At 44.9% G+C, this 12,869-nt stretch carries 11 protein-coding genes; 5 read left to right on the forward strand and 6 right to left on the reverse strand.

Translation table 11 applies throughout. The features are described 5' to 3' along the window. Nucleotides 1–2 precede the first annotated feature (2 nt). Together FEM55_RS25415 and FEM55_RS17620 are read left to right on the forward strand one after the other, a co-directional pair. Nucleotides 3–350, forward strand: coding sequence for a HEPN domain-containing protein (locus FEM55_RS25415; protein ID WP_374756482.1), 348 nt, complete (start codon nucleotides 3–5; stop codon nucleotides 348–350). Further along, nucleotides 308–652: a nucleotidyltransferase domain-containing protein gene (locus tag FEM55_RS17620; RefSeq protein WP_138282719.1), complete on the forward strand. Its 345-nt coding sequence runs from the start codon at nucleotides 308–310 to the stop codon at nucleotides 650–652. Before FEM55_RS25415 ends, FEM55_RS17620 begins: the two co-directional genes overlap by 43 nt. Here the strand turns inward: FEM55_RS17620 and FEM55_RS17625 are convergent. The 3 genes from FEM55_RS17625 to FEM55_RS17635 form a co-directional block, all read right to left on the reverse strand. Further along, the gene (locus tag FEM55_RS17625) at nucleotides 622–1,500 is read right to left on the reverse strand and encodes an AraC family transcriptional regulator (RefSeq protein WP_138282720.1); all 879 of its coding nucleotides are present in this window, start codon (nucleotides 1,498–1,500) and stop codon (nucleotides 622–624) included. The genes FEM55_RS17620 and FEM55_RS17625 overlap by 31 nt on opposite strands. A gap of 108 nt (nucleotides 1,501–1,608) precedes the next feature. Next, nucleotides 1,609–5,373, reverse strand: a complete 3,765-nt coding sequence (locus FEM55_RS17630; protein WP_138282721.1) for a PVC-type heme-binding CxxCH protein — start codon at nucleotides 5,371–5,373, stop codon at nucleotides 1,609–1,611. 59 nt (nucleotides 5,374–5,432) lie between these two features. After that, nucleotides 5,433–6,557: a Gfo/Idh/MocA family protein gene (locus tag FEM55_RS17635; RefSeq protein WP_138282722.1), complete on the reverse strand. Its 1,125-nt coding sequence runs from the start codon at nucleotides 6,555–6,557 to the stop codon at nucleotides 5,433–5,435. 238 nt (nucleotides 6,558–6,795) lie between these two features. Here FEM55_RS17635 and FEM55_RS17640 point away from each other — a divergent pair, with 238 nt between their 5' ends. Beyond that, the gene (locus FEM55_RS17640) at nucleotides 6,796–7,350 is read left to right on the forward strand and encodes a GNAT family N-acetyltransferase (protein WP_171036601.1); all 555 of its coding nucleotides are present in this window, start codon (nucleotides 6,796–6,798) and stop codon (nucleotides 7,348–7,350) included. Between the two features lie 148 nt (nucleotides 7,351–7,498). After that, a complete protein-coding gene (locus FEM55_RS17645) occupies nucleotides 7,499–8,941 on the forward strand; it encodes a glycoside hydrolase family 125 protein (protein WP_138282724.1) in 1,443 nt (480 codons plus the stop codon). A 96-nt stretch (nucleotides 8,942–9,037) separates the two neighbouring features. Here FEM55_RS17645 and FEM55_RS17650 read toward each other — a convergent pair whose 3' ends face one another. The 3 genes from FEM55_RS17650 to FEM55_RS17660 all read right to left on the reverse strand — a co-directional run bounded on the left by FEM55_RS17650 (nucleotide 9,038) and on the right by FEM55_RS17660 (nucleotide 11,659). Next, complete coding sequence (locus FEM55_RS17650) at nucleotides 9,038–9,898, reverse strand: pirin family protein (RefSeq protein WP_138282725.1); 861 nt, start codon at nucleotides 9,896–9,898, stop codon at nucleotides 9,038–9,040. Between the two features lie 121 nt (nucleotides 9,899–10,019). Further along, nucleotides 10,020–10,844: a sugar phosphate isomerase/epimerase family protein gene (locus FEM55_RS17655; protein ID WP_229209318.1), complete on the reverse strand. Its 825-nt coding sequence runs from the start codon at nucleotides 10,842–10,844 to the stop codon at nucleotides 10,020–10,022. 386 nt (nucleotides 10,845–11,230) lie between these two features. Beyond that, nucleotides 11,231–11,659 (reverse strand): META domain-containing protein, encoded by a 429-nt coding sequence (locus FEM55_RS17660; protein WP_138282727.1) that lies wholly within the window; start codon nucleotides 11,657–11,659, stop codon nucleotides 11,231–11,233. Nucleotides 11,660–11,966: 307 nt separating this feature from the next. Between FEM55_RS17660 and FEM55_RS17665 the strand changes: the two genes are divergently transcribed. Beyond that, entirely contained in the window at nucleotides 11,967–12,827 is an 861-nt protein-coding gene (locus FEM55_RS17665; RefSeq protein WP_138282728.1) for an AraC family transcriptional regulator, read from the forward strand. Nucleotides 12,828–12,869: the final 42 nt, after the last annotated feature.

Genomic DNA, 12,869 nt, shown 5'->3' on the forward strand with positions numbered 1-12,869 from the left:
CAATGCAGCACCTTTTTGAATCAGAGGATTATGCCTGGGCATTGTTTGTTGGACATATCGTTCTGGAGAAATTATTGAAAGCTGTCGTGGTAAATGTAACAAAATCACATGCACCTTTTACACATGACCTGCTAAGGTTGGCTAAACTGACTCAGATCGAATTTACGTCCGAACAATTGGATTGGATGGATACTATTACGACATTTAATCTAAATACGCGATACGATAGCTACAAGCAATTGTTCTATCTTAAGTGTAACTTGGAATTCACGGAAGAATGGTTTGAAAAAATCAAAACATTACGATTATGGATCAAGGAGAAGCAATTCGGATCGCAGAAGAATATGTAAAGCGGATCGAAAAGGTATATGCGGTAAAGCGGGCATTTTTGTTTGGCTCTTTTGCAAAAGGAACCAATCACGTTGATAGCGATATTGACATTGCCGTAGTGCTGGACAGCTCTGATGATATATTAGAACTTCAGATTGCCATGATGAAGCTGCGCAGATCTGTTGATTTACGGATTGAACCGCATCCGTTTACTTCATTACAGTTTCAAAATACAAATCCCGTAGCCAATGAAATCATGAGTTCCGGCATTGAAATCAGAAAGAAAGCAAATCAAACAAGTCTGTCGCGAAACTCCTTGTAATATTCGCCCGGCGACTTCCCGATTGTTTTTTTGAATACACGGTTAAAATTGGTGACGTTATCAAAACCCGTTTGATAACTGATGTTTGAAAAGCTGTCGAAACGGCCGGAAAGGATGATTTTGCAGGCTTCGTTTACACGCACTTCGTTCAGGAAACTGACAAAGGTTTTGTCCGTATGTTTCTTGAAATACCGGCAAAATGCCTGCGGCGTCAGATTGGCTACTTCCGAGATTTCAGTTAATGAAATGTGCTGCTTATAATTGGTGACCAGATACTGGAAAATCTGATCCATACGGATTCCTTCCACTTCTGAAATAAGCTGTTCGCTGTTGCTGCTTGCAAGCGGTTTCATGTCGCGTGTGACCGAAAACAGGTGCATCAAAGTAATAAATGCGGCTACGCGCTGGCTGTCTTTGTTTTCCCTTACTTCGAAAATAATCTTTTTGATGGCGTCACTTGCTGCTGCCGGAATCTGAAATCCGTTGTGCAGGCTTTCCACAAATTTTCTGATACCGGCCATTTCAGGCAGGCTGAACAGATTTTGGGAAAGTTGATGCGGATCAAAAAAGATGGAAACGGAATGAACCTGTTTTTTTTCCTCCGGATCAAAGTAAGCCTCGTCGTTCTTGAAAATATGTGACTGGTTGGCGCCTATGATATAAACCTCGCCCGCTTCGAAACGCTGCATGTAATTTCCGGCAATCAGGATTCCCGAGCCCTCCACAACCCATTCGATCTGTACTTCGCGATGCCTGTGCAAATGGTTGTAGTAATGCGGCAGAATGTTTTCCTGCACCACAATGGTGTTCTCTTTGGAAACCGGAATGGTGAACTGAACAACTTTCATAGGAACAGGAAATGCATTTACCAAAAATTGAAGATAAAAAAGAATCCCGGATGCAACGCATTTGTGCACCCGGGATCAAGATTAACAAGCAATTTGCTTATTTTAAAATTATTTGCTCAAAAGAGCCTGTTCTTTTACCACTTTCATGGTTCCTTTCATCAGTCTCCAGTGACCCGGGAAAGTACAGACAAAAGGATAATCGCCGGTCTGGTCCGGAACTACGAATTTGAGGCGGAAAGTTTGTCCCGGATTTACAAGCGGCGTGGCAGCCAGAACCTGCGGTATGTTCGGAACATAATTTTTCTCGGCGCCATCTTTCGCCGTAATCATTTTATCGGCAGCCGTCCCGATAATCTCGTACGATTTCGGCTTTCCGACTACTACGTTATGCTGCATGGCATCCGGGTTTTCAAACACCAGCTCAACGGTTTTTCCGGCAACTGCTGTGAATTCCGTCAGACTGAACTTCATTTCTTCACGTATCGCCTTGATCTGCACAACCTGTACATTCGGATCAGCCGGTGTTTCATCTTTTATACCGTATGATTCCAGAAATGTAAGGTATCTGCTGTTCAGGTCGTCCGGAATATTGTTTTTCACCGATGCAAGCAAAGTCTTTGTTTCAGCGGAAGCTGTTTCCTTGCGTTTCGGGTTCCACGCGCCAAGGATTCCTTTCATTACGGCATTGCGGCCCTGCGGATCAAGCGACTGTGCTTTTGTAAGCAGCGTAATCACTTCATCCCCTTTGGCGTATGATGTATACCCGCGTGTAGCACGTTCCAGTGCAAAGTCTGAAAGGCGGTCAAGGCGGCGTACTTCAAAAGATTTGCTCATCGTATTGTTCTTGTTCTCTTCTTTTTCAGGAACCACATTGTCTACGTCCACAGTAGCTGTAACGCTTACTTTGCCGGCCTCATCGGAAGTAAATCCAAAAGCAGTTTTCCAGGGACCATTGTTTCCTTCAACCAGTTTTACCGTTTCGCCGGGCGCAATGCCGTTAGAAAGCTGACGGCTGATGTAATTCGTATTCAATGAACGGCTTCTGATTCCGACATTGACAACCGGCACCAGTTCTTTCGGAACGGCAACACTTCCCTGATTGGTAATTTCAATAACTACCCGCGCATATTCGCGCACATAAGGTGTTGCGGGTTCAATAGTGATGTTGGTAATGGCCAGATCTGCCGAACCTTGCACGGTTACTTTATTGGCAGCATGCGCATCGTGGTTCATAGCCGAATGATCCATTGTTTTGGCTGTTTCCGTTTTTTGTGCGGAAGCATTGGAAGAAGAAGCCTTGCTGATGCGCTGTGCCAGATATTTTTCGCGTAAAGTACCGTTATGCGAATTCAGGATTGCTGCAAATGCATCCGGCATCCAGCGGTCATCCGCCTGGGAATAACTGTCAAGCAAGCCAAGAACGGCATTTTCGATTTCCGGTGTAAACGGAATTTCAGAAAAGGCAAGCAGTGTGTTCATCACCACCAGCGGCTCTTTGTCGTGCAAGGCATCCGTAGTCAGCAATGCAATGCCGGTTGAAGCTGTACGGGGCAATACTTTCACGGCTGTTTTACGAACATCACCGGAAGGGTGTTTCAAAGCTTCGGTAACCACTGCAAGAACCTGCGGATCTTCCATTGCATTCAGTCCGTGCAGCGTCCACAATGCATGAATCACCGGCGCATTGATTCCGATTTCATCTACGGATTTGTCTTTAACCAGATCAAGCAATTTGGAAACAACGTCTTTTTGTCCGCGTTCTACCAGCAGGCGCTGTGCGTGACGGCGCCAAAGCATATTGGTGTTTTTCAAAGTAGCAACCAGTTCATCCGGACGGTCTTTGCTTAATGAAACCGGCTTGTACTCAGGTGCGTTTTTCCAGGCAATGCGGTAAAGACGGCCATGTGTATAATCGCGCAAATTGGTTTCATATGCATTTCCTTTTCCGTTTTCCGATCCTTTTGGCGTCGGGTTATGCTGAATGATAAAGCTGTACCAGTCTGCAACCCACACGGCGCCGTCCGGCCCGACTTCTGCAAAAACAGGAGAAACCCATTCGTCAGCTCCGGCCAGCAAGTTGAATCCCAGCACATCTTCAAAGTCTGTACCTTTTTTGGCCATTACGTTCTGGTGCAGAATATGTCCGGTCGGTTCGGAAACAAAAGCCACTCGGTTCCAGTAACTTTTCGGAAATGCTCTTGCCGTATAGAAATTGTGTCCGGCTGCGGCTGTAAATCCGCCAAATACGTCCACCTGACGAACTTTCGGCGTAATCGGCTGCATGTCTTTATGCGTATCGGTGCTGCGGCTTCCGTTATCTACTTTGCTGTTGCCAAAATAGCGGTTCGGGATTGCACTGTACCAGCCGTGTGAGTTATTTGCCGTAGAGCCAAACAGGTCGCCGGTTTCATTAAAACCAAGTCCCCACGTGTTGTTGGATGTTTTGGCAACTATTTCCATATTCGATCCGTCCGGTTTGAAACGGAACAGTGCCTGTCCGAAATCCAGTGAATCGCTTTGGCCTACTTTTCCTTTAAAACCGGAATAACCGACCGATCCGTAAACCCAGTTGTCAAATCCGTAATGCAAGTTGGATGGACCCGCATGTGTATCGCCCGTTCCGAATCCTGAGAAAAGGATTTTCTTTACGTCCGCTTTGTCATCGCCGTCTGTATCCTGCAGGAAAAGCATATGCGGTGCCTGCGAAACGATTAATCCGCCGTTGGCAAAAACCAGTCCGGTCGGAATGCTGAGGTCATCGGAGAATTTGGTGAATTTGTCTGCTTTTCCGTCCTTGTTTGTGTCTTCACAAATAAGGATGTAATCGCTTCCGCCGGTGTCTTTGCGCTCGTTTGGATAATCTTTTGTAATCAGTACAAACAACCTTCCTTTTTCATCCCAGGTCATGGCAATCGGGTGCATAACGTCAGGCTCGTGCGCAAAAACATCCAGTGTAAAATCGACCGGAATCTGAATGTGCTTGACAGATTCTTCGGGTGAAAGCGGCAATTGCTGCAACTGAGGGCCTGGACGCTGTTCGTAGTTGGGAAGTTTGGCTTCGCGGTATTCAAATGGTTTCGGATTCAATGCAGCCAGTGATTTGCGGGCGTTGTCGTTAACAGCCCATAAAATCCCTTTTTCCAGCAGATCCTGAAATCCCTGAACTGCCCAGGTGCGCTCGTCATGCCCGTAAGCAGTATAAAAAACACGTCCTTTTCCATGCGTTCTTACCCAAGTATAAGGTTCTTTGGTTTGTCCGGGCTTGTCATTTTCCTGATCTTTCTGGATCGTGCGTTCGGTAAGAACAATGTTGTCCGGTTCCAGCAAAGTGTGCAGATACGTTTCATCAACGGTTTTAAAAGGTTTTACACCCGCAATGGCAGGATGGTCAGGCTTGGTCCATACCGGCTGGATCGTGTCCCATGTATGTCTCCAGAACTGGCCGCCCATCAGTTTCACTACTTCCGGATTGTTCCGGAAACAGTAAGATGCACAGTGCACCGGAATAAAGCCTTTGCCGCTCGCAACGAAATCAAGCAGTGATTTTGCCTGATTTGGTGCAATGGAATCCCAGTTTGCGAAAAGCATCAGCGCATCGTATTTGCCTAATGTTTCCGGGTTAAGATCATCCAGGTTATCGGTATAAGTGAAGTTGAAGCCTTTTGGCCCCAGCGCCGCCATAATTTGCGGAACACGTTCAGCGGGCTTGTGATGACCTTCTTTGTCACCCATAAACAGGATTTCAAGACGACGTGCCCTGACGGTTTCATTCTTCGAGGACGCGCTTTTAACCGAGGCGTTCTGTGAAGTTTGTTTGACGGCACAGCCCAACAGGACTATGCCAAGTAAAAAGGATAACGCTCTGGCTTTCATTTGATTGTTATTTCGTTTTCTTCAAAATCAAAAAGGTGTTTCTTGTCTGATTTTTCATTTCAGACATTCCTGAAATCCGGAAGCTGAATCAATGCGCCACCCTGCAAAGCGGATTCATGTGCGAGAATACCCACGCTCGTCCAGTTTGCCGATTGTGCTGCATTCGGGAAAGGTTCGCGGTCTTCAATCAATGCACTGATGAATTCATGTGCAAGATGCGGGTGCGAACCGCCGTGGCCGCCGCCCTGTACAAACGACAAATGCGCATTGTCATCCAGGTTATAAACGCCATGGCCGGTGAAATGACGTATTTCTTCCGGAAGATAATGTGCATAATCAGGCGTTGTGACGCGTTCTGCAATTTCGTGTTCCGGCTTTTTGGCCGTATGGATTACAGGATCTTCACCTTCGATCAATGGCCATTCAAACGATTTTTTGCTTCCGTAAACCTCAAAGCTTTCGCGGTACTGACGGGCCACATCGAACAGTGAACGGTAAACATAAGCCGATAAATCGCTGTCCTTGAATTTAATATGTGCGGATTCCACGGCAAACGGCGAGTTATGGATTTTTGCAAGGTCTTCACTGATCGTTCCCGATCCGAAACACGAAACATACTCCGCTTCCAGTTTCAGCAAACCTGCAACCGGACCTACGCAGTGCGTGGCATAATGCATCGGCGGCAATCCGGGCCAGTAATCCGGCCAGCCTTCCATATCCTGCTGATGGCTTGCTTTCAGGAACTGGACTTTGCCAAGTTCTCCTTTTTCGTACAACTCTTTTACAAACAGAAATTCCCGCGCATACACGACGGTTTCCATCATCATATATTTTTTTCCGGATTCTTTTGTCGCTTTTACAATTTCCATGCAATCTTCCACGCTTGTTGCCATGGGTACCGTGCAGGCAACGTGCTTTCCGGCACGAAGGGCTTTCAGCGTTTGTTCGGCATGATTCGGGATCGGTGAGTTGATATGTACAGCATCTACATTCGGGTCATTCAGAAGGTCATCATAACTGGTGTAGCGTACATCAATTCCATACTGATCGCCGACAGCATTCAGCTTGGATTCCGTACGCTGGCATATTGCATACATATTGGCATTGGGATGCTGCTGATAGATGGGAATAAATTCGGCTCCGAAGCCTAATCCGACAATAGCAACATTAATTTTTTGGGACATATTTATTATTGGTTAATGGATTCGGTTTAAAGGCTTGAAAAAGCTGATAACAAGATATTTACCTCAACGAATGAACATAGGATTCACAATACAATTTTAAAACAAAATAATACTAAAAACTTTACGTCTTTTGATTACTAATGACTGTATTTTGATCTTTTTTTAATTAATATGAATTTTAGTTGCAAAATAATGCTTGAAATTAATGCTGTCATCAATAACTTTTAACTTAGTTCATATGATACGTTCCGCCTTACCTGAAGATGCGCCTGCTGTGGCACCGCTACTTGTTCTTGCCATGGGCCATATCGCAGGCATTTTTGCAGGATCTGGAAATGATGCGGATGCAGTTCCTTTCTTTCACGCCTTTTTCAAGGCTGATGATAACCAGTACAGTTACGCCAATACGCTGGTTTTTACAGATGAAACAAGCGTATTGGGTTCTATAACAGGCTATGACGGAGTGCAGCTGCATGAACTGAGAAAGCCGGTCCTTGACAGATTACGAGAATCAGACCCTGGGTTTTCGCCTGAAGATGAAACCGAAGCCGGCGAATTTTATATCGATTGTGTCAACGTTCATCCGGAACATCAGGGCAAGGGAATTGGTAAAAAGCTGATTCTTGCCATGTGTGACAAAGCCGCATCATTGGGATTTGAGCGTGTGGGTCTGATTGTCGATCAGGTAAATCCGCAGGCAAAAAGGCTGTATGAAAAGCTGGGTTTTGAAGTAGCCGGAGAAAAGGATTTTCTGGGTCACCGCTATTTCCATATGGTCAGGAAAGTATTGTAAATAAACTTTTAAAACCGGAGTTTGTGATTTTGTCTGTTCTTTCCGAAAAGCTGGAATACAGGGTTTGTGCTTCTTAAAGGGATGTGAAGGAAATTTGCCTAAATTGCTTCTTTAAATTTTTTAAGAATTCAAATTTTTACCTGAATCCATGTTTCAAAGAAGAACATTCATAAAAACCGGTGCACTGGCTGTTGCCGGAATCGCTGCTTCGCGTTGGTCATTTGCAAAAAATGCTGCCGACTTCCCGGTTGTACGGATTCCTGCAGACAAGCGCAGCTTTACAAGTCCGGCTGTGGAGGCAACCATAACCCGAATGAAAAAGGTGATCAAAGATCCGGAGCTGGCCTGGCTTTTTGAAAACTGTTTTCCCAATACGATCGATACAACGGTTCATTATAAACCCATTGACGGCAAACCGGATACTTTCGTGATCACCGGCGATATCGACGCCATGTGGCTTCGCGACAGTACTGCACAGGTGTGGCCGTACTTGCCGCTGCTGAAAGAAGACAGCAAACTAAAAGACATGGTGGCCGGGCTGATCAACAGACAAACCAAATGCATCCATATTGATCCTTACGCCAATGCATTCTATGACCGTCCGAAAGAAAGCGAATGGACAAAGGATGCTACAGAAATGAAACCGATGCTGCATGAACGTAAATGGGAGCTGGATTCACTTTGTTACACAATCAGGCTGGCTTACAATTACTGGAAAATAACGGGTGATACGAAGCCTTTTGATGCGGACTGGCGCAAGGCAATGGGACTGATCCTGAAAACCTGTAAAGAACAGCAGCGGAAAGACGGTCCGGGTCCTTACAAGTTCGGACGCGTTACTGCATGGTCCACAGATACGGTTCCCGGAAACGGATACGGAAATCCGGTTAAGCCGAACGGCTTGATTGCAAGTACTTTCCGCCCGTCGGATGACGCCGCGATTTATCCGTTTTTTGTTCCGTCCAATTTTTTTGCAGTGGTTTCTTTTCGTGAAGTAGCTGAGCTGCTGGAAAAAACAGGCGGTTCCGCAGGCGGCCAGGATGCCGCACTTGCCGCTGATTTCAAAGCATTGGCGCTGGAAGTTGAGAATGCACTGAAAAAATACGCCATATATCCGCATCCGGAATTTGGTAAAATCTATGCTTTTGAAGTGGACGGATTTGGCAACTATCTTCTGATGGACGATGCCGGTATTCCGGGCTTGATCAGTATGCCATATCTGGGCGCCATGCCGGTGAAAGATCCGGTCTATGTCAATACCAGAAAGTTTGTGCTGAGTGATTCCAATCCGTATTTCTTCAAAGGAAAAGCAGGCGAGGGGCTGGGCAGTCCGCATACTCTGGTTAATCAGATCTGGCCGATGGGCATTATTGCGCGTGCGATCACATCAACGGACGACAAGGAAATTGAAGCGCAGCTGAAATTGCTGAAAACAACGCATAATCACACCGGTTTTATGCATGAGTCTTTTGACAAAGACGACCAGTCCAAATTTACCCGCAAATGGTTTGCCTGGGTAAATACCTTGTTCGGAGAGCTGATTCTGAAACTTGAAAAAGAAAGACCGCATCTGCTGGCCAAGGTTTACTGAGCCATTTGGTTACAGCTTACCGCTGAATTGAAAGTGCATTTAACGAAAGAAGCCGGAATTTCATGGATCCGGCTTCTTTCGTTATGAATCAGCTGCTTAATGCTTCCAGCTTCCGAATTTTCCAAGCTGATAATCCTGGTAAGCCTGTTCAATTTCGAATTCCGAATTCATGACAAAAGGCCCTTGCGCAACAACCGGTTCATGGTTCGGCTTTGCATGACCGATCAGCAGCAGACTGTTTTCTTTGGCTTCAACCTGGATTTCTCCGTCTTCAGTATCAAATTCAACCAGTTCCAGTTTATTTACTTCTGCATTGTTCACGTTCAGTTTTCCCTGAATTACATAAAACAGAACCGTACGTCCTTCGGGAACAGCTATGGTGGTTTTGCCGCTCTTCTGAAATCCGATTGTGGCAATGTGTACATCCGCAATGGATTGCAGGCTGCCTTTCTGTCCAAACCATTCGCCGGAAACAGCATCGACAACAACTTTGCCTTCATCCAGCGCAATGTGCGGAATTTCGTCTTTCTGCAAACCTGTATATGCCGGTTCGGTATTTTTCAGATTGGCAGGCAAATTGACCCACAACTGAAGAATCTCCACGTTTCCGCCATTGGCCAGAAATTCCTTTGAAGAATTTTCAGAATGAATAATGCCTTTTCCCGCAGTCATCCATTGAATTCCTCCGGCCTCGATCTTGCTGTTATAGCCGGTACTGTCCGTATGAACAATGTCTCCTTCCACGATAAACGTAACCGTCTCAAAACCTTTGTGCGGGTGAGGTCCAAAAGGCAGGCCTCTGTTCCGGGAAGGGTACGTCTGCGGCCCGTGGTGATTAAGGAAAAGAAAAGGTTCAAGGTCATCAATGGCTACTTCCTGTGATGGCATAACCCGGTAAGTCACCAGTCCGCCCATGTCCGCCCGGACGGCCCTGAATATATTTTTAATCGTTTTCATAACTATGTTTTTATCCTTCTTTCAGACTTTAATGTAATCTGGAAGAAAATAGTTTGTGTACGGACTATTCAAAAGTATAGCGGCCGATTGTTGCCGCTATATATTAATTTCATTGGTATGATTACTGGACTCCGGAAATGCCGGATTTGATAAAAGCAAGTCCGTCGCGCATCAGCTGTTCCTCCGATTCAAACATTTTCCGCCAGATATTCGCAACCGGAAGTTTGGGACTGAATGCTTCGATACTGATCCAGCCGTCGTACCGGATGTCTTTTATGGCCTGAAAAATTCCCGTCCAGTCCACGTTTCCTTTTCCGGGTGTAGACCTGTCATTTTCAGAAAGCTGGATAAATGAAATCCGTTCGCCGGCCTTGCGCATGGTGTCGCCAATGTTTTTTTCTTCAATATTGGCATGAAAAGTGTCAAACATGATTTTGCAGTTGGGATGATTTACTTCATCCACAAATCGGATGAGTTCATCGCCGCAGCTTGTAAGATACAGTTCAAAACGGTTTAGATATTCCAGCCCGAGCGTAATGTCCAGCGATTCGGCATAATCTGCAACTTCCCGGATGCCCTGAATTCCCCATTTCCACTCGTCTGCCGTTGCCGGCTTGCCCGAAAATACGCCCAATGCCGAATGATAAGGACCCATTAATTTGGTTGCGCCCAGAACAAGCGAGCAGTCGAGCGCTTTCTTAAGATGTTCAACGGTATGTCTTCGCATGGCGGGATCAGCACTGATGAGGTGCTCGTCCGGACCGCAGATGGTATCGGTTTCACAGGCAAGTCCGAGATCATCGAGTTTTTTTCTGAAATTGAACCAATGCGCAGGATCGGTATTGAAAATCGGAACTTCCACGCCGTCAAATCCTATTTCCTTGATCAGTTCAAGCGTTGGAAAAAGACTTTCGTCTATTTGATTTCCCCAAAGGAGAAGATTCATGCTGTACTTCATTCAAATTGGTTTTTGCCGTTCAATCTTTGCAATCGTCCGGATTGATAATAAAATAGTTAGATCAGATATGCTAAAATAAACAGCTGTCAGCAATTAGCTTCAAGCTGTCAGGGAATTTGTATTTGATAAAAAAACAGATTGTGAATGCCGGATCTGAATTAATTTCAAGCAATTATTTAAATTCAAATGCGTACAATTTTACAACAAAAAAATACAGTGCTTTTATTCGCTTTTGATTAGTACTGACTGCATATTGATATATTCTGTAATTGTAAATGAATACCCGGACAAAATAAAGCCATTTCATTGAGCATGAAAAAAGGCAGCTTTCGATGATATACGAAACTGCCTTTTGTTGCATTATTCTGTTTTGTTTACTGCATCCGGCTGAAAATCATTTGATTGTTATTTTCGTAATATAAAACAAGCTGGTTTGTTTTCAGGTCGTATAAATTGACATTTGGTAAAGCATTAATGAACAAATTTCCCCAGGGAGTTTCCGCTCTTTCCGTTCCGCCTCCACCGATCTGGATTGTGTTTTGCTGTGCTGTTTCGTAAAAACCGGTAAGGAAATTGGTTGAAGTCGTTCCTTCCAGTTCTCCTTTTTCCTTGAAATTCAAAACAATATCCATTGCGCCTTTCGATGGATTCGGTTTTTTAATCGTGTCAGATTCCTGTACGATACTTTCCAGCTTCCATGTTCCGGTCAGTTCCAGATTACTGCTGATTGTGGTGGTTTTTCCACAGCTGAATGTCACGATTGCAGACAGTACGAATACGGTCCTTTGTATCAGATTTTTCATTGTAGTTATTATAATAAGATGAGGATTTAATATAATTATTTCAATAGGCAATTGCGTTTGGCCGAAACAAGCATCATTCCTGAAAATACTGTACCGGATTTAACCTGTGAAAGCACTCCGGGCCGGTTCGTTTAATGCGTTTATTACAACGAAGTTCAAGTAAATTTTCTTTCGCCGTTTACTAATTCTTCTCGTATAGAACGAACATTTATTTTTGCCGTGCGCGTAAAAAGAAAAGAAATTACTGATCTTATTTTGATATTTATATCCACATTTGATAAAATTTCAAGGTAAAATAAGGTAAGAAATGAAGGCGCCTATTCATAAAAACATCGAAAGTCAGGTAAGAACCGTAACCATACAGGAGTTAAAAGCTGCTTATTTTGACCCAAACTGGCATTTTCATCCGCATTACCAGCTTTTTACGGTTCTGGAAGGAACCGGTAAGCGGCTTATCGGTGATTCCGTACAGACTTTCGGTCCGGGCGACACCGTATTTCTTGGACCTGACGTTCCGCATTTATGGCGCAGTGATCCGGTTTATTTTGAAAATGATTCTGCGTTGTTTACGCACGGGGTTGTGTTGTATTTTCAGGAAGATTTTCTGGGCAGGGATTTCCTTGAAAAACCCGAAATGCTTGCCTTGCGGCAACTGCTGCTGGACAGCAAAAGAGGAATCGAATACAAAGGCTCGTTACGCGAACACATTCGTTCCGAGTTGATGTCTTTGATGCACCAGGAAGGTTTTCAAAGTATTATTCAGCTGCTTACCTTGCTGCACAAGCTTGCACATGATCCGGGCGGTTCGCCGATTTCCAGTTATGGTTACGTAAATACCTACAAAGTTTCGGAAACCGAACGCATGCAGAAAGTCCATAATTATGTACTTCAGCATTTTGCACAGGAAATAAGGCTCGGCGATGTAGCGTCGCTGGCCGGAATGACGGAAGCTGCCTTCTGCCGTTATTTCAAGGCAAGGTCAAACAAGACATTTATTGATTTTGTAAATGAAATCCGGATCGGGCATGCCTGCAAATTGCTGCTGGAAGACAAATGGACTATTGCCCAGATTGCTTACGACAGCGGGTTTGATTCATTGTCCAATTTCAACCGGAACTTCAAGCGTTACATTGGCCACACGCCAAGGGAATACAAAGGAAATTATTGATTGTAAGGTTTTTCCAGAATAAGCGGGTTTTAAGCGTTTTGT

Source organism: Dyadobacter sediminis (genome assembly GCF_005860765.1).
GTDB classification, from domain to species: Bacteria; Bacteroidota; Bacteroidia; order Cytophagales; family Spirosomataceae; genus Dyadobacter; species Dyadobacter sediminis.